We start from the raw sequence: 26,828 nt of genomic DNA, 5'->3' as shown, positions 1-26,828 counted from the left end.
CATATAACCTATAAAGCTATAAATAATAGACGTCTCCAGAAAGGAGGTGTTCCAGCCGCACCTTCCGGTACGGCTACCTTGTTACGACTTAGCCCCAATCACCAGTTTCACCCTAGGCCGACCCTTGCGGTCACGGACTTTAGGCGCCCCCGGCTTTCATGGCTTGACGGGCGGTGTGTACAAGGCCCGGGAACGTATTCACCGCGCCATGGCTGATGCGCGATTACTAGCGAATCCAGCTTCGTGGGGTCGGGTTGCAGACCCCAGTCCGAACTGAGACGCACTTTGAAGATTAGATCTCATTTGCATGAAACCAACATTCTGTATGCGCCATTGTAACACGTGTGTAGCCCCGGACGTAAGGGCCGTGCTGATTTGACGTCATCCCCACCTTCCTCACACCTTACGGTGGCAGTATTCCCAGAGTGCCCAGCATTACCTGATGGCAACTAAGAAAAGGGGTTGCGCTCGTTATGGCACTTAAGCCGACACCTCACGGCACGAGCTGACGACAACCATGCAGCACCTCCACAGCTGCCCCGAAGGGCCTCATCATCTCTGAATCGTTCAGCTGCAGTTCAAGCCCGGGTAAGGTTCCTCGCGTATCATCGAATTAAACCACATGTTCCTCCGCTTGTGCGGGCCCCCGTCAATTCCTTTGAGTTTCACCGTTGCCGGCGTACTCCCCAGGTGGGATGCTTAACGCTTTCGCTAAGCCACTGACCATAAAAGGCCAACAGCGAGCATCCATCGTTTACTGTGCGGACTACCAGGGTATCTAATCCTGTTCGATACCCGCACCTTCGTGCTTAAGCGTCAGTAACGTTACGGTAAGCTGCCTTCGCAATCGGAGTTCTTCGTGATATCTAAGCATTTCACCGCTACACCACGAATTCCGCCTACCTACTACGCACTCAAGTTCGACAGTTCGCGCTGCACGATAGAGGTTGAGCCACTATATTTCACAGCACGCTTATCAAACGGCCTACGCACCCTTTAAACCCAATAAATCCGGATAACGCCTGGACCTTCCGTATTACCGCGGCTGCTGGCACGGAATTAGCCGGTCCTTATTCATGTGATACATGCAAATAAGTATACATACCTAACTTTATTCTCACATAAAAGCAGTTTACAACCCATAGGGCCGTCATCCTGCACGCTACTTGGCTGGTTCAGATTTTCATCCATTGACCAATATTCCTCACTGCTGCCTCCCGTAGGAGTTTGGACCGTGTCTCAGTTCCAATGTGGGGGACCTTCCTCTCAGAACCCCTACTGATCGATGCCTTGGTGAGCCGTTACCTCACCAACAAACTAATCAGACGCATCCCCATCCAATACCGAAGTTCTTTAATGTATAAATCATGAGAAAAATACATACCATCAGGAATTAGTCCGTCTTTCAACGGGTTATGCCTGAGTATTGGGTAGGTTGGATACGCGTTACTCACCCGTGCGCCGGTCGCCATCATTGGTTGCAAGCAACCAACATGCTGCCCCTCGACTTGCATGTGTTAAGCCTGTAGCTAGCGTTCATCCTGAGCCAGGATCAAACTCTACATTGTAAAATTTCTTATATTTATTCCCCTAAAGGAGAATGTTTTCTGACTTAGAACGACTATCCTTATAACCTTTATTGAATAATCAATTAACGGTTCGTATTTATACCCTGTTGTAAAAAACAACAAGACTCTTGTACTAACTTGTCTGTTTATGTAAATCTATTCAAAGAACTCTATCTTTATGCTAACAGAGATTACTCTCGAAAGCGGATGCAAAAGTACAACTTTTTACAACACAAACCAAATAATTATATGAGAAAATTCAAAAAAAAATGCACTTTTTTAATTCACAAATGGAAAAATCAACCACAAAAAGAGTTTCACCTATTTATATTATATAGAGGGAGAGAAAAGAACAAAAGGTGCTTAAAAACAAAAAAGGCGGAAGAATTCAAATAATTCCTTCCGCCTTTCGTTAAATATTAATTTCTCTTTCCTAACAACCTAAGTAGATATAAGAAAAGATTCACAAAGTCGAGATATAAGGTCAAGGCTCCAAGCAATGCTATTTTTTGTGCATCTTCGGTAATATCATCTGCTTGCGCTAGCATACGCTTAATTTTCTGAGTATCCCAAGCAGTCAAGCCCACAAATAGCACCACACCAATATAGCTAACCATAAGCGACAATGTGTCGCTTTTCATAAAGATATTTGCAACACTTGCGATAATAAGTCCAACCAAAGCCATCATCAACAGCTGTCCCATTTTCGACAAGTCTCTTCTTGTTGTGTATCCAATAAGCGACATCACCCCAAACGTTCCTGCAGTTATAAAGAACACATTGGCAATAGAAGACATTGTGTAAACCAAGAAGATAAACGACATTGTTACCCCATTTAAGATCGAATAAACGATGAATAGCAATGTTGCAGTAGTGAGTGAAAGGTTCATTATACGAGATGAAATGAAGTAAACCAAACCCAATTCACCAAGTAGACAGCCCCAGAACAAGTATTCAGAGCTAGTCAATGTATAAATCAAACCAGGCGAAGAAGCCACTCCATACGCAGTTACACCTGTTATAATCAATGCGAGTGTCATCCAGACATACACCTTGCGCATTAAAGCTGGAAACGCAAGTGACATCTGTTCCTCACGTTCTTCAATCATTCTATCAAAAGTTTCTCTATCCATAATTTTTTATTTTATTGTTACTTGCAAAGATAGAACAAAGAAAATGCCACATCGGCACACCCGTTCTTCTTTTAATATTTATTATGCTTTTTATTTTAATAAAGCACTCATATTCTGTGCCTTACCGCTTATTTCTTTGTAAAACGAACCAAGCAATAAATCAATGCACCGTATGCTATAAGCGACAAGCCTTGAGAGAATGGGTTATCCAACCAAGCTTGATTGATAAAGTCGAATCCAGCGAAGCGCAACAAAGCGCTCACAACGCCCATCAAAGCACCACCTGCAATAAATCCACTTGCAATAAGAGTACCCTTTTCGCCTCTTTCTTCGTTCATCTTAGCATCGCTACTGCGTGATGTTACATACCAGTTTACGGCACCACCCACCACAAGTGGAAGGTTCAATTCAAGTGGAATAAACATTCCAAGAGCAAAAGCAAGAGCAGGAACCCTGCACCATGTTAACACAATAGCTATCAAAGCACCTATTCCATACAACAACCATGGAGCACCCGCACCATTCATCAAAGGATCGATAACAGCCGCCATAGCATTTGCTTGCGGTGCAGCCAACTGACCAGAAGCGAAACCATAAGTGCTATTTAATAACATCATTACACCTCCAACGGTTGCTGCCGACACCAAAGTACCCAAGAATTTCCATGTTTGTTGCTTCTGTGGAGTTGTTCCAATCCAATAACCGATCTTCAAATCGGTAACAAATGCGCCAGCCATAGACAAAGCAGTACAAACCACTCCACCCATAATTAGGGCTGCAACCATACCACTTGCTCCGTTCAATCCTACTGCAACAAGAACCACGGATGCAAGAATCAAGGTCATTAAGGTCATTCCTGAAACAGGATTACTACCCACAATGGCAATGGCATTGGCTGCCACAGTTGTAAATAAGAAGGCGATAATTGCCACAAGCAACACACCCACAACAGCATAGAACAAGGTATTCATCACGCCGAACCAAAAGAATAAGAAAATAACCAACAAGGTTATTAAAGATCCTATTGCGATGATTCTGAAAGAGATGTCACGTTGAGTGCGGATAGCTTCGCTCTTTTCTGCAGATGCAGAACCGCCTCTTAGCTCTTTAGAAGCAAGGACAATGGCGTTTTTAATGATGCTCCACGATTTGATAACACCAATAATACCTGCCATTGCAATACCTCCAATACCGATACTCTTACCATAATATTTAAAGATTTCTTCAGCACTCATCGAGCCAACAGTTTGAGTTATTGATGCGTCCCAATTGTTTAAAACAGTGTCATGGAAAACGAAAGACATACCAGGAACAATCAACCACCACACCGCAGCAGAGCCTAAGCAGATAATTAAAGTGTAACGTAAGCCCACGATATAGCCCAATCCAAACAAGGCAGCACCTGTATTGATTTTAAATACCAATTTTGTTTTGTCGGCAAGAGCTGTTCCCCAGCCCACAACTCGTGAGGTTACGTTTTCGTTCCACAAACCAAATGTAGCCACAACAAAATCGTATAAGCCACCTATTAAGCCTGCAAGCAACAGTTTTTTGGTTTGTCCGCCTCCTTTTGCACCACTAACAAGCACCTGAGTTGTTGCTGTTGCTTCGGGGAAAGGATATTTACCATGCATGTCTTTCACAAAGTATTTGCGAAAAGGAATGAGGAATAAGATTCCAAGAACACCCCCTAAGAGTGATGCTATGAATATTTTAAAGAAGGAAGCACTTATTTCTGGATATTTTGCTTGTAGAATATAAATAGCAGGAAGGGTAAAAATTGCTCCTGCAACCACAGCTCCCGAGCAAGCACCAATACTCTGTATAATTACATTTTCACCCAAAGCATTCTTTCTTTTCGATGCCGTTGAAACACCCACTGCTATAATTGCGATGGGAATTGCAGCCTCGAACACTTGTCCTACCTTTAATCCTAGGTAGGCAGCAGCGGCAGAAAAGATTACAGCCATTAAGATTCCCCAAGTTACCGACCATAGCGTTACTTCGGGATAGCTACTTTGGGGCGACATCAAAGGTTCATACTCTTCGCCTTCTCTCAATTCCTTAAAGGCGTTTTCTGGTAGTTTTTCAGGAACATTCATTTTCTTTCTTGTTTTTGTTGATTTATATTCTACGAATAGTTTTTATCCGTTTTCCTTCTAATTCCTTTCTTTGAGCGATATAATAGTTAAAAGAGTTTTTTAGTGAGACAGACTCGTTGAGGGACATTAACTACACTAAAAAACTCTTGTTGTTCTTTTTAACCGCTACAATTTATTTTTGAGACTCTTCTGGAGCCTTATCAATTAGCTCCATAAACTGGTCTAGTTTTGGAGTGATTATAATCTGTGTACGACGGTTGCGTTGCTTTCCTAGCTCGGTATTGTTATTGGCAATGGGGTTATATTCACCACGTCCACCAGCTGTTAAGCGTTTAGGATTCACGCCATAGTGTGTTTGTAGATATTGAACTACGCTCGAAGCACGCAAGCAAGACAAGTCCCAATTGTTACGAATGTTCTCTCTTGCAATGGGCACATTGTCGGTATTGCCTTCGATAAGCACGTCATAATCCTTATAATCGGTAATGATTTTTGCAATCTTACTTAGTGTTTCAGCTGCTCTGTCGTTTATTTCATAGCTTCCACTCTTATACAACATGTTATCGGCTAACGAGATATAAACAACACCTTTCAACACTTGTACGTCTACTTCTTTAAGCTCTTCTTTGCTTAACGAGCGTGTTAAGTTGTTCGAAAGCACCATGTTTAGCGAGTCGCTCTTGCTCTTCACTTCCACTAAGTGACGGATATATTGGTTCGACTCATTGATTTGGTCAACCAATTTCGAAATATTCACGTTGTTTGCATTACTATTTAACAAACTCTTATCGAGTGAATTTTGCAATGATGCATAATCTTTCTTTTGTTGAGCAAGCTGTTCTTCCAAGCTGTTCACACGTGCTCTGCTAGCAGCAAGCTCTTCTTTTGTTGATTGGAAAGATTCTGTTAAATTTTTATTTTCTAATCTACAATTATCTAGTTCTTTCTTACTTGCGCAACTACTTGCTAATAGTACTCCTGCAAAAAGAGTGGCAATAAATGTTTTCTGTTTCATAATTTTCATGATTTAATTATTCTTCTATTTTTCTTCAAACACCATTTCTGGTATTTTGCAAATATAAAAATAAAAAGAGAATTAAACCTTATTGTTTTTTATTTTTTATATTTTCCACCCTATTTCTTTATATTTATTACCTTTATCGCTACTCAATTGACCTATATCTACACTTTTTCATCATCCAACATCTCTCTCATAATCTCCCCTAGTCAATCACCTTCTTTTCCGTCTTCCATACCCTTTGTACACAGTGGTTCTGCAATCAAACAATAAAAGCATAACTATTATCCATCAATAGCTATGCTTTTATGCTCTAAACTCTGTGCTTTTACCTTGCAAAAGCATTGAGTTTATTTTCTAATTATTTTTCTTCTTCAATCTGCTTATCTTGTTCTTGCGCTTTTTTATTCGACAACACCAAGAATATCACCGATGCAATTATCAACAACAAGCCTAGCGCAATGGGCATCGTAAAAGGCTCGCTAAACACCAACACGCCCACAAACATGGCTGTAACAGGCTCGAATGCTCCCAAAATGGCAGCCATAGTACTGCTCACTTTCTTCAAAGCCATAATCAAAGTGATATTGCTTATCGCTGTAGGAACAAGTCCTAAGAGTGCCAAATTGATGAATGATGAGGTCGAAGGAATGCCCTTTATGCCTCCAGTAGCAAAAAGAGAATAGAAAGAAATGAGCAACATGGTGAAAAAGAACACATAAAATGTGAGCTTGAGCGATGACATTTTACGTATGCGCATCACTGGAAGTATCACCATATAAGTGGCATATAAGAATCCAGAAAACAGCTCACACAATAGTCCTTTATATGATGCTTGGAAGTCTCCATCTATTACTCCCGACAAAAGAACAACGCCTCCAATTGCTAAAAAGATAGAAATAATAGAGCCAAATTTAAGTCGTTCTTTAAAGAATATACCCATAAGCAGAGCTGTCCATATAGGATATGAAAACAAAAGTGTAGTGGCAATACCACTCGACATATACTTATAGCCTTCAATAAGCGAAATGGCAGAAACGGCATAGAGCAACGAAATAAACATAATTCGAAAAGCATCGCCTCGGTTAATGTGCATAGAACGTTTATTGGCAATGAGCACTAAGAGTATAATTATACCTGCAAAGGCAAACCGATACACAAGAAGTGAAAGAGAATCAATGCCTTCGTTCAAAACAGGGATACTGAATAAAGGAATTGTTCCGAATGCTATTGCAGAAATAGATGCCTCTACTAATCCTCTAATATTGTTATTGTTTAAAGCCATATCTTTAACATTTTGCTGTTAAGGGGTTATTCTTTATTTCTTAAAATTTTTAGTTCTTGCTCTTTCCTGCACCCATTATCAATAGCGAAACCGATACAAGTGTAAGAATAAGACCAAGGGTTGTGTATTGATTAAGGGTCTCTCCGAAAACTAAAAGACCGATAATCAGTGCGGTAATGGGCTTAAATACGCCCAAAATAGCAGTTAAAGTACTGCTCACTTTCTTTAATGCTACGATGAGAGCGATATTACTTATGGCTGTAGGAATGAGTCCTACGAGCACTAAGTTCAATGCTACACTCTTGTTGGCAATAGGTGCAAGCTCGCCTTTGGTGATGAACGAGAAACCTAAGATCAACAACATCGTGAAAAGAAAGATATAGAATGTAAGTGCAAGCGATGGCATCTTCTTCACTTCAAGACGTGGAAACACCACTAAATAGATGGCGTAGGTCAATCCAGAAAGAAGCTCCCAAGCTACTCCAATATGTGAATTTTGTAGGTCTGAGCCTGTTATTCCCGACAAAAGAACAACTCCCACGATGGCCAAGCCAATTGAAGCTATGGTTTTAATGCCCAATCGTTCACGAAAGAAAACAGCCATTAACAAGGCTGTCCACACTGGATATGAGAACACAAGTGTGGTGGCAACGCCCGTAGGCATATAGTTATAACCTTCTATTAGCGACAAGGCTGAAACAGAATAGATGCACGAGAGCAATAGAAGTTGCCCGATGTCTTTTAGCGAAACACGCAAAGACACTCTTTGAAAGAGGGCTAAAAGCAGGAGTGCTATGCCTCCAAAGAAAAAACGATAAACGATAAGTGAGAGCGAATCCATACCACTTTTGAGCACAGGAAGACTGAAAAGGGCTATCGTTCCAAAAGTAATTGACGAAATAGCAGCGGCACTTAGGCCTTTTAAATTTGTATTCATGAGGTATTATATATTAATCATCTTCTGTAAATAGATTTGTTTTCTGTTTTTAAGAGTTGATTATAGCAACATTAACCCAGCAAAAGCAGCATAGAGTATCATGTGTATAGGATTTATTTTAATGACCTTTGTGCCCACAAATGTAGCAACAAATAAGGCTATACTAATGCAGAATTGCCATCGACTTGCGCCAAACGAGCCAAAATTTTCGCTATTCATCAACATCAATGTCGCCGCAGCTAAAAGTCCAACAACGGCTGGTCGCAAGCCTTCGAACACACTTTGCACTGCAGTTGTCTTCATATAACGCATAAACATCTTTGTAATTAAAATCATAAAAATAAATGTTGGTAACACTAATGCAAAGGTAGCAATGGCACTTCCCAATACACTCATGCCCGTTCCGTAGCCCATTGAGTGCACAGCAGTATAGCCACAATAGGTCGCAGTGTTTATTCCTATAGGTCCAGGAGTCATCTGACTGATGGCAACTACATTGGTAAACTCTGCCGATGTCAACCAATGATGATTGCGAACTACCTCTGTTTGTATGAGAGATAGCATGCCATAGCCTCCTCCAAAGCCAAAAAGTCCAATTTCAAAGAATGTTATAAAAAGCTGAATAAATACCATTTTTCAATATTTCTCGTATATCTTTTACACCTTATTATATTATAGGCGCATCATTTTACAACTATTTTACTTTTGCCAGTGTTTTGCTTTTGTGAACTTATTCGGTAGGTCTAATGAACTGTCCGTATAGAAATCCACCTACTCCAGCTACCAAAATAATGAAAACTGGATTCACTCCCATAGCCCAAATGAGTAGGGTTGAGAGAATAGGAATCCAACAATTGCTCCATGAAATCTTTGCACTGCAAGCCATATTCCATGTAGGAACGGCAATTAAAGCAACCACAGCAGGACGTATTCCCTTAAATATCGACTCAACAACAGGATTGTCTTGAAAGCTATGAAAGAAGAGCGCAATGAGCAATATGATAATGAATGAGGGCAAAGCGGTGGCTAATGTGGTGCAAATAGCTCCTGGAACACGCTTCATTTTATATCCTATGAAGGTGCTAAGGTTAATTGCAAACACGCCAGGACAGCTCTGTGCAACGGCTATAAGGTCAACAAATTCGTCCTTACTAATCCACTTTCGCTTCTCAACAATCTCCGATTCGATAATTGGTATCATTGCATATCCACCACCAAGGGTGAATGCTCCAATCTTAAAAAAGGTTTTAAAACTCTCCCAATACACTATATTTATCTGCTTTAAGCTATTTTTCTGTTGTATAGTTAACATATAGTTTGCACAAGAAAAGTCGCTAAAATACTATTAACAACTCTCCTTGTGCAATGTTATTCACTTTATTTTGAGATTTTGCTCTCAACCCATTTGCGTGCATTTACAAAGGCTTCGAACCATGGAGTTACCTCATCTGCAACTCTATTACTTGGATAATAAGCGTTTTGCCATGGGAAAATAGCACGCTCTGGATGTGGCATCATAGCCAAATGACGACCATCTGCACTACAAATACCAGCAACATTATGGTCTGAACCATTTGGATTTGCAGGATAAGTGGCATAATGATAAGTGGCAATGACATGGTAATTATCGAGCGATTCAGGAAGAATAAAGCGTCCTTCTCCATGCGCAACCCATACACCTAATGAGCTATTAGATAGCGATTGTAACATAACACTATTGTTTTGTGGGATGTCTAAGCCCACGAAAGCACTCTCGAACTTATGCGATTTGTTGTGAACCAACTTCGAACGATTCTGATGTTCGGGGTTAATAAGGTTCAGTTCAACCATCAATTGGCATCCATTACATATACCTAAACTTAAGGTATCGGGGCGTGAATAGAAGTTATCTAGGGCTTGTTTTGCCTTTGGATTGTATAAGAAAGCACCCGCCCAACCTTTCGCCGAGCCTAAAACATCAGAGTTAGAGAAGCCTCCACAGAACACAATCATATTGATGTCTTCTAATGTTTCACGTCCTTCTATAAGGTCAGTCATCGTTACATCTTTCACATCAAAGCCCGCTAAATAGAGCGAATAAGCCATTTCTCGGTCGCCATTAGTACCCTTTTCACGGATAATAGCAGCACGAATGCCTGTTTTATCACGTCTATCTGCGCTCACACCATAGCTTTCCAAGGTGCCTTTAAAGGTGTTTGTAAATTGCAATTTCAAAGGTTGCTTGCCATAGTTGTCTTTTCTTTGCTCTGCACAGCCATTGAAACTTTGCTTGCAATCGAGCTGATATGAGGTGTTATACCACACCGAACGCAACTCATTAATATCGAAAGTATATTCTTGTTCGTTGCTCTTTATCACCAAAGAACGATTGTTTGGAGTTGGATAACCAATCTTGGCAAATCCTATTCCCTCGTTTTCTAAGAGCGCAAAGAGTTCTTCTTTGTGTTTATCTGCAACCTGAATAACCACTCCAGGGTTCTCTGAAAAGAGCTGTTTAACGATGTCTTGACTTGCTAAGTCGTGTAGATTGATGTGCAAACCGCCTGTTTCATTAGCAAAGCACATTTCTAATAAGGTGGTAATAATACCGCCTGCGCTAATGTCGTGGCCTGCCATTATCCAGCCTTTAGCTATCAATTCTTGAATAAAAGCAAAGCAATCGGCAAAGTATTCGCTATTCTTTACAGTTGGAACATCGTCGCCTACCTTACCAAGAGATTGCAATAGTGCGCTACCTCCAAGTCTTTGTTCATCAAAAGAGAAGTCGATATAATATAAAGAACTGTTCTTATCGTTCACAACCACAGGCGAAACCACTTTCTTCACATCGCTCACTTCACCACCAGCACTAACAATTACGGTTCCTGGAGATATCACTTTGCCTGCTCCATCGGGGTATTGTTGAGTCATAGATAATGAGTCTTTACCTGTAGGAACATTGATACCCAAGTCGCAACAGAAATCACTTAGAGCGTTAACAGCAGCATATAAGCGTGCATCTTCGCCCTTTTGCGATCTACAAGGCCACATCCAGTTAGCCGAAAGCGATACACTTGTTAGTCCTTCGCTTAGTGGTGCCCATACAATATTGGTCAAAGCTTCTGCCACTGCCATAACAGAACCAGCCTCAGAGTTCGCTAATGCCACCTGAGGAGCATGTCCAATAGAAGTAGCAATACCGCTCTTTCCACGATAGTCGAGTGCAACTACACCGCAATCTGATAGTGGAAGCTGTATTTCTCCTTGACATTGTTGGCGTGCAACCTTTCCTGTTACCGAGCGATCGACCTTGTTTGTGAGCCAATCTTTACATGCAACAGCCTCTAATTGCAATACATTGTTGATATAAGTGTTGAGCTTTTCTGCCTCAACAGCAGGTGTATTGTAGTGATGTTCAACGGTTTCGTCACGCATAATGGTTTTAGGTGAGTGACCAAACATCTGTGCTACATCCATATCGAAAGGCTTAACGCCATCTAATTGTTCAAAAGAGAAGTGCGCATCTCCTGTTGTTTCACCTACAACATATAGCGGAGCACGTTCTCTTTCTGCTATTTTCTTCACCTCATCGATGTGTTTTTCATCGATAAGAAGACCCATACGCTCTTGACTTTCATTAGCGATTATTTCTTTTGCAGATAGGGTTTTATCGCCAAGAGGTAGTTTATCGACATGAATAACGCCTCCACATTCTTCAACAAGTTCCGATAAACAGTTAAGATGTCCTGCCGAACCGTGGTCGTGAATAGACACAACTGGGTTGTCGTTGCTTTCTGTTAGTGCTCTAACAAGGTTGTAAGCACGTTTTTGCATCTCTGGGTTTGCACGTTGAACAGCGTTCAATTCGATACCATTAGAATAGCGTCCTGTGTCTACAGAAGATACACTTCCGCCTCCAAGTCCAATGCGATAGTTATCTCCACCCACCACAACTACTTTATTACCTGCGTGTGGTTCTTTCTTTAAGCAGTCTCTTTGAGTTCCATAACCCACACCTCCTGCAAGCATAATCACCTTGTCATAGGCATAAAGAGGAGCGTTGTTGCCATCTTGTTCTTGATGTTCGAAAGTGAGAACAGAGCCACAAATCAATGGTTGTCCAAACTTATTACCAAAGTCGCTCGCACCATTCGAAGCTTTAATCAATATGTCTTCGGGCGATTGATACAACCATTTGCGGGCTGGTATAATTGTTTCCCAAGGGCGAATGTTGCCGTCTTGGGTTTTAAGACGAGGATAAGAGGTCATATAAACGGCTGTTCCTGCAATAGGACAAGAACCAATTCCGCCTCCCATACGGTCTCTAATTTCTCCTCCCGTACCTGTTGCTGCACCATTAAAGGGCTCTACTGTGGTGGGGAAGTTATGTGTTTCGGCTTTTATTGATATAACGCTGTCGATGTTACGAATAACGAAATAGTCGCTTGTTGCTGCACTTTGAGGCGCAAATTGTTCGATAGTTGGACCCTTTGCAAAGGCTACATTGTCTTTATAAGCACTGAGAATAGCATTAGGATTCTCTGCTGTTGTGCGTTTAATCATAGCAAAGAGCGATGAAGGCATTTCCTTTCCGTCGATAATAAAGGTACCTCCAAAGATCTTATGACGGCAATGTTCTGAGTTAATTTGAGCGAATCCAAATACTTCAGAATCGGTTAAAGAGCGTGATAGTTGCTTTTCTACATCATGAAGATAATCTATTTCTTCTTTAGATAGTGCTAATCCTTCTGCCTCGTTATACGAATCGAGGTCATCTATATACTTTATTGGAGCGGCTTGGTGGTTCACTTCGAACACGTTTTGTGTTAAACCACGGTATAAGGTCTGCAACATTGGGTCGTAATTTGCATCTTCTGAGTCTACAGGAAAGAACTCTTCTATACGCAAAATGCCGCTAAGATTCATGTTTTGTGTAATCTCAACGGCATTCGTACTCCATGGTGTTACCATCTCTTTACGTGGACCTACAAAGTAGCCTTCAATTGTTTGCTCATTAATAAACTGCGCATCACCATATAGCCAAGATAGTTTTTCGATATCATTAGCTTCAAGGTTATTGCTCACATCTGTTACAATAATGCTTTGCGATGTTGTTCTAAAAAAGAGAATCATGCTTTATTTGTATATAAATGAATATTACATTTGGAGTGCTTCGAAAAGCAATTATAAAACACTGGCATCTGCTTTGTGTTATAATAGTGCAAAGATAACTATTCTTTTCTAAATAAAAGACGCTTTAAGTGAGTTATTTCACGATTTTAAGGAACTGGTAAACGAAAGCTGTTTTTTTATTTCTGCCGACTAAAAAACGTGAATCTTTATCGCTATCTTTTCTTTATCACCAACCGAGTTATGTCTCTTTGTTCAACAAGTGTTTATTACTTGTCATACAAAAGCATTGCTTTTACATTGCAATAGCTATGCTTTTAGGGTGCAATAGCATTGAGATTAGAGTACAAAAGCAATGATATTGTTTAACCTTTCAATATCTCTTGTAAACCATGCACATCTAGAATAACAATCTCTTTCTCTCTTACAAAAATTAAATTATCGTGTTCTAGTTCGTTAAGTGTGCGTATTAACGAACTTTTTTGAATGCCAAAAACATCGGCAAGTTGCCTTCTCGACAACCTAAGAGGTATCGAATCGCAATGTGTTGATGCGGCTTTTCGCAATAAAAAAGTGGCAATTTTCTCTTTAATAGAATTCATATACACCATACGAATTTTATTCATTAAAAAGAAATTGATGTGTGATAGAATATGAATAAAATTGGTTCGGATATGCTCACAATAGCCAATTAAAAGCGAAAAATCGTCTTTCGATATACAAAGCAACACGCTTTCTTCTATCGTCTTCACCTCAACAGGCATCTCACAATTGTCTGAATACACAAAAGCAGGAGCCAACATGGTGCCTGGTTTCAAATAATCTACCATCAGATGCTTACCTTTTACAGTACTCATTCCTGCAGAAACATGCCCTTCTATCACCAAAACCATTTCGCAAAGAGGCTCGTTTTCTGATAAAAAAATGGTTTTAGCAGGCACTTTTTTCACACTATATTGAATCATGCTCAAGTGTTTTTCAATGCTGTTAGCATCTAATCCAGCAAAAAGAGCAGACGATTCGAGTTGTGAAAAGATTGTTTTTTTCATGTGTATCTCCAACTTACGATTGCAAAAATACACACTTCTAAAATTCTTTACTATACCTATTTCTAGGTATTTTTTACCTTTTTAGGGTGTAAAAAAAAGAAAAGGAAGTAGAAAAACACTATCTACTTCCTTTATTATCGATTATTTTTGTGCTTCGAAACTTATTAAGAACAAGCCATCTGATATCTCAACTAAGAGTGAAAGCTCGCTATCTGTAATCTTTGTAACACGCAAATTCTTCATTTCTAATGGTCCAATAGGTATTCTTGTGCTGATGTTTAGCACCGAATTATTGATGTTCCATGAGCCATTTTCATAGGTATAGTTCAGCGGACTGGTTACTGTAAAGATGAATTTGTTATTGGCTTCGAACTTAAAAGTTTTCTGTGCCACTGTCACAAACATTGCGTATGGCTTGTTATCGCTATTTGCCACAAGCACACGAGAGGTGTGAGCAACCGAATTCCATGCATGTTTTGTAAGCATTGATACCAATTGTTGCTGTGTTAATGTTTGCGTTGCAGCAGGCACATTCAGCTCTTTCAACGTTTTCTTTGTTTCGTTTTCTTTCACAACGACCTTCAAATTCTGGTCAAATCCCACAAGCTGTTCAACCTCAAACTGCTGAGTTCCATCTTCCTTCACTAAGGCTCAGCCAACACTTGACCACGAGCTGTGGCATAAAGCAACTGCAAAGGCGTTTTAGCAGCAAGTCCACTCACCTTAATAGTGGCAATCTTTGTCTGCTCATTAAGAGTCATCTGCACTGCAGGTTCTTTCTTATCAACTGGCAAATCTTCGTTTTTTGAACACGAAACAATGCTTATTGCTCCTATAAGTAGATATAGGACAACAAAAAAATTACATGTAATTTTCTTCATAATCAAAATGTTTTAATGTTAATTTATAGTTTAATTGGGTTTAATCTTCACTCACAATATAGTTGCCATTGCCATCACTTACCAACCAAGAAGGTTTATTTTCAATCACCGTGTCGTTAGAAATATTTTGTACACTGATGGAGTATTCACCCACAAATTGACTCTTTTTGAGGTTCTTTGGCAAGATAATTTTCTTTATATGCAGGTCTTTAAAACCTGTATCATTAATGGATAACGTTTCAAGTTGTGTGCAACGGCTCAAGTCAAGCACTTCTGTTTTCAAGTTAGATAATTCTATTCGCTTTAGAGTTGCAGGGAAAATCATCTTCTTAAACATTGGTATAGCCTCACCATTCTTCTCTAATTGACCTATATAAACATATCCTGCGGTGAGCTTTGTGCTAGAGAAATCGATGATTTTAATATCTCCAAACGCCATAGAAGGAAAGAGATGGATAGAGTCTAACTGCTCTGGGAACTTCATATTTGCCGATAAAAACTTTCCATTTGAATAGACTTTTAGTTTGGTTAGATGTGAATAGTCGAACGAATCGTTATCTTTATAAGGCACGTTTCCAGAGCCATCAATCTCTAAATACTCTATATTCTTTGGCAAATCTTTCGTTGCTACAGCACTAAAATCAGGATTATAGGCAAAATATCTAAGCTTATTCAATTTTGAAAGTCCCTCTAATTCAACACTTTCATGTAAGCTTACGATCTTATTAAGATATCCTGCTAACGTCAAAGTGTCTATCTTATCGTTCAAAATAATCTTCTTCAAAGAGTGCGCTTCGTCTGCATTTTCAACCACATTAAGCTTATGTAACGAGGTGTTGGCAACGTTTAAAAGCTTAAAAGCCTTGTTTTCTGTTGTATTAGTTGATATCGACAACGCTTGAAGGGCTTTATTATTAAGAATCAATTGTTCGTCGGCTGCATCCGAACTTTCAATATCTATCACCTTTGCATGAATGTTATTAAGATTGGTATTGGTATAAACTCCATTCTTTAAACTTAGCGATTGAAGAGTGGTTGCAGGCACTTTAAGGTTGGTTAGATCTGCTCCTTTAAACGAAAGTGTTTCTAATTGATTGTTTTTCGATAAGTCGTAGCCCGCCATATCGACAGGTTTAAAAGGCTTATTAGTAAACCACCAATCGTATTTTTCTTTGTTTGCTTCAAACGAAAAGACTTTAAGTTTGGTCAATTTATCGAGGTCTTGCACCTTAGAAACAAAGCAAGAAGGGAACGATAGCGTTTCTAATGAAGGGAAATTAGCCAATCCCCACAAGGTAACATCTTTGTTGGTGCTTTTCAATCCCACATAATCATAAAACCCACTAAGGCTCTTTAACTGGTTAGAAGCAATATTATCGTCGTTCTTTACCTTTAGAAATAGGGTGTCACCGCTTTCTAATATGTAGCCACATCCTTGCGTTAAAGCCTCTTGATAATATCTATTAAACTTCAACCAGATATCCTTTTTGATTGCAGCATCTGTGATTTTAGCAATACTTCGTTTAGCTTCTTCAAATCGATAAGTAGCTAAATAAGTATCAATTCGTTCCTTTAAATACTCTTGATACTCGCTCGAATTCTCGTTTAAGTCGATGTCTTGGGTTACAAGATTTAGAATATCGCCTGTCTCACACGATGCTAATGAAACAACTGCACATAGCGATAAAATGGTATATATAAACTTTTTCATATTCAATGTGTCTTTATTTATGTTAATTAAGTTCACGAACAGCGTCTTTTACTCCTACAAATTTAGATGTATCGGGCATCGAAGTCTTGAGCATAAACACGTAATGTGTTTCTAAATCAGACGTAACTCTAAACCAAGAACCTTTGTTTGTCTCTTTCACAAGCTCTAATATATAATAGAAATGACGCCATGTATAAACTCCTTTTGAAGGCGTTTTTGAGGGCACAAACACAGCTTGCGACTTATCAGTGATGAGGTTAAAGGTTTCTTCTCCCATGCTTACCTGAGGCAATTCATCTGTTTCTATAATAATTTTATTACCATCTACTCTCCAAGAAGCATTCACAACGGGATAATTACTTTCATCTAAACTACCCGAAAAGCTCGTAAATGCTGATTTCATTAGGTTCTTAGATTGAATAAAAGCCTTGTTATTTTCGCCCAAAGAGATCTTTAATCCATAGAAGAAAGCAGGGGTTCTGGTTAGTAAATCCTCAACAAACAAAGAGCGAATAGCCAGCTGTGAGTTATCTTCTACAGCCTCTTTATTCTCTGCTCTATAAGACATTGTCTCCCAAGAGGTATTCACATAGTTGGCTACTGACAAATTATTATGATTCACTGGCATTGTTTCAAACCAATCTTGACGTACAGTTTTGCTTATACCAGAAAACTCATTATCGGGTTCATCGCCATATATTGAGGTGTTATTAAAGAAGTCTATCATAAAAACTCGATCGCCAACATCTACCAATGCCGTAAGAATACTGACATTATCTTTAGCTTGTAGGTCTTTAACTTTTACCTTCATGTTAATGTATCCCACTGGAGTTTTAGAGTCAATGATAATGGTATTCTCTTCAGTTGTTGAGACTTTCCACTTTCCTTGACAGAAAATATAAGAGCTTTCTCCTAGCGGTGGGCGAAATAAAAGAGTGGAACTACCATCTCTTCTCAATTCCATTCCCATCCAAGCCACCATATATAGCATGCTTTCAAAGGGCGAAGAAGCTTTCTCTTTGAATCGAGTTGTGGTCCAAACTACAGTATTTTCGATTCCAACTTGCTTATACCACGTTACATTTGTAAGCTTTTGAACCACCGGATTGCTTAGGTCTGGGGTGCTACTTGTTTCATAAACGTCAATAACATTGCGTTTATCACAAGCCGAAAAGATAATTGTTGCAAGCAAACTTGCTAATATTACTATATTTTTCATTGATCTTTTGTGTTTTATATTTTATACTCTAACGCCAAAGAGATATATCTTTTAGGGCGTGAAAATCTACTTAATGACTTCTTTCCATCTTGAAAGAAGTAGTTAATATTAGAGAGTAAAGCAGGGTTTGTTAATTGTCTTAGGTCGTCCCAACGTAGATATTCGCTATTAAGAATATTGTAAATACCAAGTCTTACAGTGAATTTACGAGTGACTTTATAGTAACCATAGGCATCAAAGGTGTATGCATTACTCATAAAAGAGGCGGGATAGCGTCGTATTAGCTCTTTTCCTGTAGCATCTTTATCCCAAAATGTGGTTTGAGAAACAGGCTTTGCAAAATAAAGATTAGCCTTTATATTCACCTGCCAGCGTGCTTTTGGATCGGTATATTCAACGCCTATGTTTCCAGTTAGAGGCTGAATGCCCAGCATACTCATTCCTGATGAAGAGCTTCCTTCGGCATAACTAAAAGCAGAAGAAACCATAAAACCTTTCAAAAGGTCTACCCATTCGCCTGGATAAAGCTGTAATGCGGCATCAAACCCTTTGAGATGAGCCGATGTTTGATTAACATTCTTTACATAAGCGATATTTTTTGGAGCCTGCATAAGGGGCTCTTTCACTGCTAAAGTACCTTGTTTTAGCTCTATAAAGTCTGAATATTGGTTATAATAAAGACTCAACAAATAGCCAAACCCTTTGCCTCTACCATTGAATTCCAATTCATGATTATACGACTTTTCAGCCTTTAGATCTCTATTGGATAAGACAATGAATGATGGCCATGCGCTATAAAACTGGAAATACTTCTCTTCTGTGTTAGGAACTCTAAAGCCTGTAGAGAAGCGATAAGATGCATTTAGGAGCTGATTGTGGGCATAAGACACCACACCAAGGAACGAAAAGCCTGATTCTTTATCGTTAATTGGGTCGAAATTCATTGCTGCTCCTTGCATATTGCGCAAGAGATAATCAATGTATCCCATGTTTTGTGCCCCGCCTTTTCTATCGTCTTTAGTAGAGAACAAATCGTATCTTGCTCCTAACTTCATTGTAAGCTTTTCGTTAAAAGCAATATCGTCCATTAAAGAAACGCCCCAATTGAATCGTGTTATAGGGTTTAAGAACGAGTAAGTTTGTGCAAATACGCCCATAGGTTCGCCATATTTAAACACTTTTCCCATTCTAACAGAATATCCAGTCAATGGATCTGATGCCAAAGGAGCCTCTACATCCACATTACGAGTGTCGTTAACTCGTTGCATTGCCATTGTAGATAGGTTTAGAATGTGTTGACCTAACGCTCCAAGTTGAAACTTTTTAGAATCTAATTCCAACTTAAACAGATTGTCTTTCGTTGCTTGTCCTCTATATTTAGTGTGCTTTCCCTCATAAACAAGCGTCATTTCGCTATTCACAAGGTCGAAGTTTGGACGATAAAAGTCGGTCCAAGAGCTGGCATCTAAATAAGAATTTTGATGGTGCAACTTAGCTATTAGCTTACGAACAAGACCTTTTTCGCTTAAGAATCGATAAGAAAACGAAAGCGAACGGCATAGCGATTGGTCGTGAGAATAATAGTATGGCTTTCCATCTGCAGTGAAAGCATCAATAGGTTCCAATGTCCAAATATCCGCATTGGTCTTTCTATTCATTGCATAAAACGACAAAACGAACTTGTGATTGTCGTTAGGTGCATAAGAAAGTTTACCCAACCACGTTGTTTGATGAAAGTCCATAGGATCTATTTGCGTAGAAGTGATGTTGCGAGTGAGCTTTCCATGCGAGAAATTTCGCAATTCATTACCATCTCTATGTGCCGCCATTAAAAGAGCATCGAAATGCTTTAAGCGTACAGCACCACCCAAAAGATAGGTTCGAAGGTTCTCTTTTCCATTGTAATTGATGGTAGTTAAGAGTCCCCATTGCTTGTTTCCTTCAATCAAGTCACGTGCTTCTTTGGTAGAATAGTTCACCGTTCCACCCAAAGCTCCCGTTCCACTTACGAACGAGTTAGCACCCTTTTGGATTTCAACAGACGATGCAAAATAAGGGTCGAAGTCTATTCTTGAAGCGTTAGAAAGCCCATACGAGCTAAAAACTATATTGTCTTGTATCTCGGGTTGCAACACTCCATCGATAGAAATTGCCACTCTGTTGGCCTCAACTCCACGTATAGCGAAGCCTCGCATACCTCCTCTTGAGCCAGAAACAGATACTCCTACCGATGGAATATAACGCACCAAGTCGTTCATATCCATTGGCATTTCCACCTTAAGTTGCTCTGCAGTGCGTTGAATGGTGCCCACTTTTTGTTTTCGTTTGTCGGCAGTTACAACCACTTCTTTTATCTTTTGGGTTTTAATGGTGTCTACTTTCGCTTGCTGTGCATGGGCTTTTGAGCCTCCAGCAACCGACAAAATCAGCATTAAAATATAACTATTGTTATTCATAATCATCAGTTAATAAGAGTAAGTTCTGCCTTGAAAGGTAAGAACTCGTATGTCCTTCCTCCACGCTTTATTTTCTCTTCAATTTCAAAAGCATTGCTATCACCATCAAAAAGCACTCTTTTTAGGGTCAAAAAGCATTGCTTTTTCGATGTAATTACAGTGCTTTTATTTGGCAATAGAATTTCTTTATTATCTGCAGGGGTTAGCTTAAAGGTGAGAGATAGTCGTTCATTGTTAATTTGAACGAATTGTTCTGGAATATTTTTAAAGGTAATCTCACTTTCAGAAGCATTATATTCGTAGAGCAATCCACGCAAAGGAATACGACGAAAGCTCGCTACACTACCTTCGTTCATAGGCAAAGTGAGTTCGGGTTTCGAAAAGTTTGCCACCTCATTATTGATATCAAACCACAAATAAGAATGATTACTATTGATGATAAAGATACGAGATAGCAGGCGATCATTATCCCCTACAAGCGGAATAGATTCGCTTTTGGTGTATTCTTCATTGCTATCAAATTCTCGATTGATGCAACTACACAGGGCAATCAACAGACAAAAGAATAGGCAATGTTTTGGTTTTACAAAGCAAGTCATTATTATTGTGCTGTTAATGTAAATGATTTAAAGTCGGCATAATAATTATTTTTAAACATTTCTGAGTTGTAATCAGATGTTCGTAGGTTCACCATTACGTATAATGTGATGCGAGGTTCTGACAAAGTTAGCTCGTTACCGTTTACAGAATAGGTATATTCGTAATACCATTCGTGCGCAACATTACCACGACCTGTAAAGGTATTGGCATTGTCTTTCATTGGAACACGGAAGAAAATCTTGTTGTTATAAACAAAACAACTGATGCTTTCTTCTGCCATAAGCTCTTGTTTCCAGTCGCCTGCAGAATCGAAATCAATCGAATAGTCTACAATTACAGGAGCAAGGAAAAAGCGTTTTGCAGTGATGGTGTTGTTTTTATTGAAATGAAAATCAAAGCTCAAATCTTTCAATCCCTTATAATCTCCAGTGTATAAGTCGGGAAATTCATCCTCATGTCCTGCCAAATCAAAAGTCCATTTCCATTGTTTATTCAACAATTCGGTTGGAATTGTACCCAAAGCACTTTCTCTTTTCTTCAAGATGGTACCCACCATGCCTTCTATTTCGGCTACCTTTGCCTGCAAACGCTCATACTTTGCTCCTTGTCTTGCACGATAAGGCAACTCATGAAGCACGCTTTTACAATTGATGATGATATGGTTTTTACGCACATATCCATCGTAAAGGCTACCCTTATTCAACTCTTGTTCTAATGTATTTTGATTTCTTTTTAATCGAATAGCCATTTTTATTAGCGTCTCATTAACACGTATATCTTGGTCGGTTAATAAGTTCTTGCCATCTGAAACCAAATCAGAAAAAACAAAAGTTTTTAGCTTTTGTTCTGTTTCATCAGGCTTTTCAAATGCCTCGTCGAATAGTTTATCGAAGTTATTAGCAAGTTCTTGCTTTGCAACTAAAGCTCTTTCTTTTTCATCTAACTCTACTTTTGTGCAGCTTACAGCAACAAAACATAGTGCAACAAGCATAGTATTTGTTGCAATAGATGTTCTTTTTAGTTGTCTTTTTATATTAAAATTCATATTATTAATAAAGTAAATCTAAATAAGTTATTAAGTTAAAACACTGTTATTCTATGCTTTTCGCCTTTCAACACCCATTTACTTGCGAACGGCTTCGATAACAATTGTAACAGGAAGGATATTTGGTGACACCTTTAAGTCAAGTTTTCCATCTTTGAAAACACCGCTTGCTTGCGCCCTATCGGTCTCGAATCCTTTTAGATTAGGAGGCAAAACTCCCTCTGGAATCTTATTAGGATCGACCTCTTTTGCTCCAAATGGCTCTGCTTTGAATGTACCTTTTACCGACTGCAGTTGAACACTTCCGTCTTTTTGACGCTTTACATCCATCACAAAATCACCCGAAACGGCAAAGGGCATGCGTGCTGTTGCACTCAATTTTCCATCTGAATCGAACATAGGAGCATTGAACTTCTCGAAATGAAAACGTACTTGTTGATTACTATTAAAGGCTTCTAAAACAACGACATGAGGTCCTTGTGCCATCTGTTTAGTGCCCATTGTAGGGGTTATTGTGGCTTTATAGGTTCCAACAACAATGCCAACGGCAGACGAACCGTCTGTTTCTTCATTGTTATTGCTACAAGATGCAGCCATGAAAGCCATGAAAAGGATTAATAAAACGCTACTTTTTAATTGTTGAATTGTCTTTAAATACATATTGTTTATCTTTAATTTATGGTTTATTTTTTGAGTTATTGAATGCAATTTATAATGTTATTTGTCTTCAAGTCATTACTTAGTGCCTTGCCATTGCATCTTCATTGCAACGGGTAACATAAGATCTATGAGGGCAGAAACTTCGTTTTTAGAACGCAAGAAATATCCTTCTAGTTCAGCATCGTCGCTCTCTGGCAATTCAATACCTATTTGTTTGCCTTCGTCCGACGTACGAACTATGCCGTCACGACCTTGCAATCGAATGGTATCTCCTACTCCTTCAGATAGCAATACATCCATTTCTACACTCACATAAAGTGGCATAAAGTTGGTATGAAACTTACTTATGCTGAGATGTAACGATCCATTTGCATTCGTAGTGCAATGCACTTGATGTTTACCTGCAGTGAAATAAAGAAGCGGTTTGATGCGTTCGGCATCATAATAAATCATGGATAACTTCGAAGAGTAATGTCCTTCGATGGCTTTTGCTAACGAATGAGTGCCTAAATCATCATCAACATACTCTTTTTTGTTAGGCAATAGCTCTTTAGAACGTACGTAATCATCTGAACGATACGATTCTTTTTCGCACGAAATCAATAGCAAAACCAAGCCAATTAAAAGACTTTTCGCTAATAAATGCAATGAGGTTATTGTCTTAAAAACGTTATTTATTATCATTATAATACCTCTTTTATGGATCTATTGCTTACGTGCTACAATGCAAATAGCATTGATGTGATGAGCATGCTTACGGAAAATGCTCCGCATTTCCTGCACTCTTTTACGAGCATGGCTATTCTTTAACATTCTAAATACAATACGAATGAAATTCCAAAAGCCTTCATCTGCAATCATACGAGCCTGCTCTAGCAAGTGCATTGGTCTGCTTTCGACAAACGAAATGTCAAAACCATTATCCTCTAAAAGGTCTTTCCACTCTATAAGAGTTAAGGGACGAACATTGGTTTTGATTCCTTTTACAAGATCACTTTCTATCTCTTTGCGCACTTCTTGCGATGTATTGTCGGGATATATGCCTATTTCATGAATACCATAAAGCCCTCCTGGGCGCAATAAACGTGCTGCTTCGGCTATAATCGCTTGCTTTTGCTGTTTGCTTTGCATTGTTAACATGGCCTCTCCATACACCTTTGAGGCACTATTTGCTGGCAAACCTGTTTCAGAAGCATTTCCTATTACGATCTGCATTTTATCGTTTTGCACGTTATTCTCAACTCGTTTGGCGGCTTCTGAATTGAGTTCTACTGCCACATAGCTATGAGGTTGATGAGAAAGAGCAAGCTTTGCAGTGTAACCTAAGCCCGGAGCGAACTCTATTACATCATCATCTGAAGTAATATTCATTGCCTTTAGCATTTTGTGAGTTAACTCTTTTCCACCTGGTCGCAACACTTTCTTACCTAATTTTGCTAGCACCCAGTGACCTTGTTCCATATTCATGCGTTTCTCTACCATTGGTTTTCTGTTTTAGTTTCGATTATTGCTGTTTGTTTTTATTGATTAGTTGTTATGCAATTGCCCTCTACCAACGCCACGTTAAGCCTGCAAATATGCTTCGAGGTTGCCCTGGAATGAAGAAAGTTAGCTGCTTTGCGGTGAAGTTTGGGAATGGTATTGCGGGGTTATGTATCTCATCACTGATGACATAACTTGATGCATAGCGTTTGTTTGCAATATTTTTCATCTCGACATAGATATGCCATTTTGAGTTAAACTGATAGCCCAAACGAGCGTTCCACACATGATAAGTAGGCTGAAACATGGTGTTTGTGTGGTCGATTGGAGTGTTTCCTGGTTTCAGTTCTAATGATATAGAACCATTTAAACCACAAGAATGCTGATAATCTAGCGAGCTATTGATATAATGTTGTGGAACTCCTGCGAGATACTTTCCATCGTATTTGCCACCTTTAAAGATGAAACGACTATAATTATACACTGCTCCTAAGGTGAAACTACCTATATTATGTCCTAAAAGATGAGGCTTACTTGCCACCTGAAGCCCTACTTCTAAACCTTGATGAAGGGTCTTTGGGTAGTTTTCTGTACGCTTTAAGCCTCGCACATAGTCTTTTATTTCGAGTATTTCGTTGGTTACCCACGAGTTATAAAAAGCCACATTCCAAGACAATTGCGTTAAACGTCCCTTGCTACCTACCTCAAATGTGGTGGCAGTTTGCTTCTTTAAAGCAATTGAAAAGAGTTTCTTTGGACTGGTATTGATATTCGATGTTACCTCTGTTCCTACCAATTCGTCGAATGTTGGAGGCTCATAACTATTACTAATATTGGCAAATAGCTGGATATCTTTTTGTTGGATAGGATTGTAAACCACACCTATTCGAGGATTAAAGGCAGTGAAATGCTGATTTAGTGTACTGTTTTCTGAATAGAAATAACGATATTTTCTCGACATATGACTATACCATGGGCGAAGAGTTGGATCGCTAAACACATCTTTACTGTTACGAATATTATGCACTCCATGCACATCTAACACCACATGTAGCTGTTTATTCAAGGCATAATCGGCTTCAATAAAGGCGGTAAAGTTGGCAGAATGTAACTTATCCCACGCAAACATAAACGACTCTTTGCCATCTTTGTTGATGTAATGGCGGCGATTCATCCACCCTAAAGATGCCAACATACCTGCTGAAAGCTGTAGTTTTGAGGTAGAATAGTTATAATAAAGGGTTGCACCAAGATCGTTATTAAAAGAATGAGGTATTGAAACGACTATAGGAAAAGCAAACCTATCATCAGCATATTGATAGTAGACCGATGCTAAAAGATTGCTTTTTGCATTGAGAACAACACCTGTTTGATTGGAAATACGAAACATATCGACATTGCGATGAGGCTTATCTCTCAAGATATTAGGACCCATTGAGAAGGGAAGGTCAACACCTACGCTCACTTGTTTGGGGTTGGTTAAAAGCTGATCGAGGGTTAATGGACCTGGCATTTGAAAGTAAAGATGTGTGAAATGCATAAAGGTTCGGTTCTCGATGGTGCGTTCTTGGTTTTTCCACCCTATGTTAAGAGAAGTGGTTAGACGATTGTTTTCATTATAAATACGATATCCTTTTTGAGCATTATAGGTAGAAGCAACAAACATATCCCATGCTCCCATTCGCTTTCCTGTGGTGAATGTTAAGCCTATTGTGCCGTAAGAGCCTCCTTCGAGCTTTACACTTGTGGTGCTATCTGTTTGTGCTGTTCTACTAACAAAATTCAATGCGCCACCCAATGTGCCTGCTCCAAATCGCAAAGCATTCGCTCCTTTAAATACTTCTACATAGCGAGCGGTCATCGCATCCATTATACCTACAACGTAAGAGCCGTCTGAAAAGTTCACAGGAATACCATCTTGAAGCAGATAAACGCCTCGTCTTTGAGGATTACTCTGTATTCCTGACCCTCTAATATTTAAGCGTGGCTGATCGTTTAAGCCAAAAAATTCTTGTATAATAACACCTGGTTGCATTTTTAAGGCATCTTTTATCGTTGCTATACGCTGATTATCTGGGCGTATTTCTACAAGAGATGTACTGCCTGCAATGCGTCTTTGATGGGCTAAAGCCTGCATTATATCGGGAGAAGTAAGACTATATTTGGGCTTGACCGACACTTCTTTCAATAATATAATAGTATCGTTTAAATTGCGTTTTTGTTGAGCATGCACTGCAACAAAAGAACAGATAAAACTTAAAAAGGCGAATATTGTTTTATATATGTCCAAGAGATTATTCTTCATTTATAGTAATTGAGAGAATGAACGCCTTGACATTCATTTCGAATACAAAATTAAAAAAGTGAAAAAGACATTAAAGTAACAAATGCGACCGATAAAAACAAATACCCAATAGTTGTGAGATGCGCAAAGAGGTTATACGAAACTGTATCTATGTTATTTTGCCTTCGAGATACGTTCTAAATGAAACTAAAAAATAAAAGCATTGCTTTTACATTGCGAGATAATTTCTAAAATGTATCTAATTGAAAATAAAGAAGTTACCTTGCTA

Annotated in this window: 20 protein-coding genes and 1 rRNA gene; all 21 read right to left on the bottom strand. The window is 39.1% G+C overall.

Annotation, left to right across the window (positions count from 1 at the left end; all coding sequences use genetic code 11):
- Window positions 1-39: 39 nt before the first annotated feature.
- The 21 genes from HMPREF0669_RS08910 to HMPREF0669_RS08815 all read right to left on the bottom strand — a co-directional run bounded on the left by HMPREF0669_RS08910 (window position 40) and on the right by HMPREF0669_RS08815 (window position 26,560).
- Window positions 40-1,568: ribosomal RNA gene (locus HMPREF0669_RS08910) — 16S ribosomal RNA — on the bottom strand.
- A 419-nt stretch (window positions 1,569-1,987) separates the two neighbouring features.
- Window positions 1,988-2,701, bottom strand: a complete 714-nt coding sequence (locus HMPREF0669_RS08905; RefSeq protein ID WP_009227791.1) for a Bax inhibitor-1/YccA family protein — start codon at window positions 2,699-2,701, stop codon at window positions 1,988-1,990.
- A gap of 128 nt (window positions 2,702-2,829) precedes the next feature.
- Window positions 2,830-4,803 carry an OPT family oligopeptide transporter gene (locus tag HMPREF0669_RS08900; RefSeq protein WP_009227792.1) on the bottom strand — a complete coding sequence of 658 codons (1,974 nt, stop codon included), beginning with the start codon at window positions 4,801-4,803 and terminating at the stop codon, window positions 2,830-2,832.
- Window positions 4,804-4,975: 172 nt separating this feature from the next.
- Window positions 4,976-5,827 carry an OmpA family protein gene (locus HMPREF0669_RS08895; protein WP_009227793.1) on the bottom strand — a complete coding sequence of 284 codons (852 nt, stop codon included), beginning with the start codon at window positions 5,825-5,827 and terminating at the stop codon, window positions 4,976-4,978.
- Window positions 5,828-6,182: 355 nt separating this feature from the next.
- Window positions 6,183-7,106, bottom strand: a complete 924-nt coding sequence (locus HMPREF0669_RS08890) for a DMT family transporter (protein ID WP_009227794.1) — start codon at window positions 7,104-7,106, stop codon at window positions 6,183-6,185.
- 49 nt (window positions 7,107-7,155) lie between these two features.
- Window positions 7,156-8,043, bottom strand: a complete 888-nt coding sequence (locus tag HMPREF0669_RS08885; protein WP_009227795.1) for a DMT family transporter — start codon at window positions 8,041-8,043, stop codon at window positions 7,156-7,158.
- Between the two features lie 60 nt (window positions 8,044-8,103).
- Window positions 8,104-8,676 (bottom strand): chromate transporter, encoded by a 573-nt coding sequence (locus tag HMPREF0669_RS08880; RefSeq protein WP_009227796.1) that lies wholly within the window; start codon window positions 8,674-8,676, stop codon window positions 8,104-8,106.
- Between the two features lie 97 nt (window positions 8,677-8,773).
- Entirely contained in the window at window positions 8,774-9,355 is a 582-nt protein-coding gene (locus tag HMPREF0669_RS08875; protein WP_020967385.1) for a chromate transporter, read from the bottom strand.
- Window positions 9,356-9,420: 65 nt separating this feature from the next.
- Complete coding sequence (gene purL, locus HMPREF0669_RS08870) at window positions 9,421-13,155, bottom strand: phosphoribosylformylglycinamidine synthase (RefSeq protein WP_009227798.1); 3,735 nt, start codon at window positions 13,153-13,155, stop codon at window positions 9,421-9,423.
- A gap of 362 nt (window positions 13,156-13,517) precedes the next feature.
- Window positions 13,518-14,201, bottom strand: coding sequence for a Crp/Fnr family transcriptional regulator (locus tag HMPREF0669_RS08865; protein ID WP_009227799.1), 684 nt, complete (start codon window positions 14,199-14,201; stop codon window positions 13,518-13,520).
- Window positions 14,202-14,342: 141 nt separating this feature from the next.
- A complete protein-coding gene (locus tag HMPREF0669_RS08860) occupies window positions 14,343-14,846 on the bottom strand; it encodes a hypothetical protein (RefSeq protein WP_009227800.1) in 504 nt (167 codons plus the stop codon).
- On the bottom strand, window positions 14,846-15,082 hold the full coding sequence (locus tag HMPREF0669_RS10475; RefSeq protein WP_009227801.1) for a hypothetical protein: 237 nt from the start codon (window positions 15,080-15,082) through the stop codon (window positions 14,846-14,848). Before HMPREF0669_RS10475 ends, HMPREF0669_RS08860 begins: the two co-directional genes overlap by 1 nt.
- A gap of 40 nt (window positions 15,083-15,122) precedes the next feature.
- Window positions 15,123-16,793, bottom strand: coding sequence for a hypothetical protein (locus tag HMPREF0669_RS08855; RefSeq protein WP_020967383.1), 1,671 nt, complete (start codon window positions 16,791-16,793; stop codon window positions 15,123-15,125).
- 22 nt (window positions 16,794-16,815) lie between these two features.
- Complete coding sequence (locus HMPREF0669_RS08850; RefSeq protein WP_009227803.1) at window positions 16,816-18,012, bottom strand: hypothetical protein; 1,197 nt, start codon at window positions 18,010-18,012, stop codon at window positions 16,816-16,818.
- A gap of 14 nt (window positions 18,013-18,026) precedes the next feature.
- On the bottom strand, window positions 18,027-20,474 hold the full coding sequence (locus HMPREF0669_RS08845) for a TonB-dependent hemoglobin/transferrin/lactoferrin family receptor (protein ID WP_009227804.1): 2,448 nt from the start codon (window positions 20,472-20,474) through the stop codon (window positions 18,027-18,029).
- A complete protein-coding gene (locus HMPREF0669_RS08840) occupies window positions 20,474-21,067 on the bottom strand; it encodes a hypothetical protein (protein WP_009227805.1) in 594 nt (197 codons plus the stop codon). The genes HMPREF0669_RS08845 and HMPREF0669_RS08840 overlap by 1 nt, the downstream gene beginning before the upstream one ends.
- 2 nt (window positions 21,068-21,069) lie before the next feature.
- Window positions 21,070-22,113, bottom strand: coding sequence for a hypothetical protein (locus tag HMPREF0669_RS08835; RefSeq protein WP_009227806.1), 1,044 nt, complete (start codon window positions 22,111-22,113; stop codon window positions 21,070-21,072).
- A 78-nt stretch (window positions 22,114-22,191) separates the two neighbouring features.
- Entirely contained in the window at window positions 22,192-22,773 is a 582-nt protein-coding gene (locus tag HMPREF0669_RS08830) for a hypothetical protein (RefSeq protein WP_020967382.1), read from the bottom strand.
- Between the two features lie 75 nt (window positions 22,774-22,848).
- Entirely contained in the window at window positions 22,849-23,457 is a 609-nt protein-coding gene (locus tag HMPREF0669_RS08825) for a hypothetical protein (RefSeq protein ID WP_009227808.1), read from the bottom strand.
- A 21-nt stretch (window positions 23,458-23,478) separates the two neighbouring features.
- On the bottom strand, window positions 23,479-24,255 hold the full coding sequence (locus tag HMPREF0669_RS08820) for a class I SAM-dependent methyltransferase (protein WP_009227809.1): 777 nt from the start codon (window positions 24,253-24,255) through the stop codon (window positions 23,479-23,481).
- A 67-nt stretch (window positions 24,256-24,322) separates the two neighbouring features.
- The gene (locus HMPREF0669_RS08815; protein ID WP_009227810.1) at window positions 24,323-26,560 is read right to left on the bottom strand and encodes a TonB-dependent receptor; all 2,238 of its coding nucleotides are present in this window, start codon (window positions 26,558-26,560) and stop codon (window positions 24,323-24,325) included.
- Window positions 26,561-26,828 lie beyond the last annotated feature (268 nt).

The sequence above is a fragment of the Prevotella sp. oral taxon 299 str. F0039 genome (assembly GCF_000163055.2).
Lineage (GTDB): Bacteria > Bacteroidota > Bacteroidia > Bacteroidales > Bacteroidaceae > Prevotella.
The sequence above is the reverse complement of the archived record's forward strand: the minus strand, read 5'-3'. Positions and strand labels throughout refer to the sequence as shown.

Excerpts from the sequence above, each read along its gene's own strand:
- HMPREF0669_RS08905 (WP_009227791.1), bottom strand. The coding sequence starts at position 2,701 with ATGGATAGAGAAACTTTTGATAGAATGATTGAAGAACGTGAGGAACAG.
- HMPREF0669_RS08900 (WP_009227792.1), bottom strand. The coding sequence starts at position 4,803 with ATGAATGTTCCTGAAAAACTACCAGAAAACGCCTTTAAGGAATTGAGA.
- HMPREF0669_RS08895 (WP_009227793.1), bottom strand. The coding sequence starts at position 5,827 with ATGAAAATTATGAAACAGAAAACATTTATTGCCACTCTTTTTGCAGGA.
- HMPREF0669_RS08890 (WP_009227794.1), bottom strand. The coding sequence starts at position 7,106 with ATGGCTTTAAACAATAACAATATTAGAGGATTAGTAGAGGCATCTATT.
- HMPREF0669_RS08885 (WP_009227795.1), bottom strand. The coding sequence starts at position 8,043 with ATGAATACAAATTTAAAAGGCCTAAGTGCCGCTGCTATTTCGTCAATT.
- HMPREF0669_RS08880 (WP_009227796.1), bottom strand. The coding sequence starts at position 8,676 with ATGGTATTTATTCAGCTTTTTATAACATTCTTTGAAATTGGACTTTTT.
- HMPREF0669_RS08875 (WP_020967385.1), bottom strand. The coding sequence starts at position 9,355 with ATGTTAACTATACAACAGAAAAATAGCTTAAAGCAGATAAATATAGTG.
- purL (WP_009227798.1), bottom strand. The coding sequence starts at position 13,155 with ATGATTCTCTTTTTTAGAACAACATCGCAAAGCATTATTGTAACAGAT.
- HMPREF0669_RS08865 (WP_009227799.1), bottom strand. The coding sequence starts at position 14,201 with ATGAAAAAAACAATCTTTTCACAACTCGAATCGTCTGCTCTTTTTGCT.
- HMPREF0669_RS10475 (WP_009227801.1), bottom strand. The coding sequence starts at position 15,082 with ATGAAGAAAATTACATGTAATTTTTTTGTTGTCCTATATCTACTTATA.
- HMPREF0669_RS08855 (WP_020967383.1), bottom strand. The coding sequence starts at position 16,793 with ATGAAAAAGTTTATATATACCATTTTATCGCTATGTGCAGTTGTTTCA.
- HMPREF0669_RS08850 (WP_009227803.1), bottom strand. The coding sequence starts at position 18,012 with ATGAAAAATATAGTAATATTAGCAAGTTTGCTTGCAACAATTATCTTT.
- HMPREF0669_RS08845 (WP_009227804.1), bottom strand. The coding sequence starts at position 20,474 with ATGATTATGAATAACAATAGTTATATTTTAATGCTGATTTTGTCGGTT.
- HMPREF0669_RS08840 (WP_009227805.1), bottom strand. The coding sequence starts at position 21,067 with ATGACTTGCTTTGTAAAACCAAAACATTGCCTATTCTTTTGTCTGTTG.
- HMPREF0669_RS08835 (WP_009227806.1), bottom strand. The coding sequence starts at position 22,113 with ATGAATTTTAATATAAAAAGACAACTAAAAAGAACATCTATTGCAACA.
- HMPREF0669_RS08830 (WP_020967382.1), bottom strand. The coding sequence starts at position 22,773 with ATGTATTTAAAGACAATTCAACAATTAAAAAGTAGCGTTTTATTAATC.
- HMPREF0669_RS08825 (WP_009227808.1), bottom strand. The coding sequence starts at position 23,457 with ATGATAATAAATAACGTTTTTAAGACAATAACCTCATTGCATTTATTA.
- HMPREF0669_RS08820 (WP_009227809.1), bottom strand. The coding sequence starts at position 24,255 with ATGGTAGAGAAACGCATGAATATGGAACAAGGTCACTGGGTGCTAGCA.
- HMPREF0669_RS08815 (WP_009227810.1), bottom strand. The coding sequence starts at position 26,560 with ATGAAGAATAATCTCTTGGACATATATAAAACAATATTCGCCTTTTTA.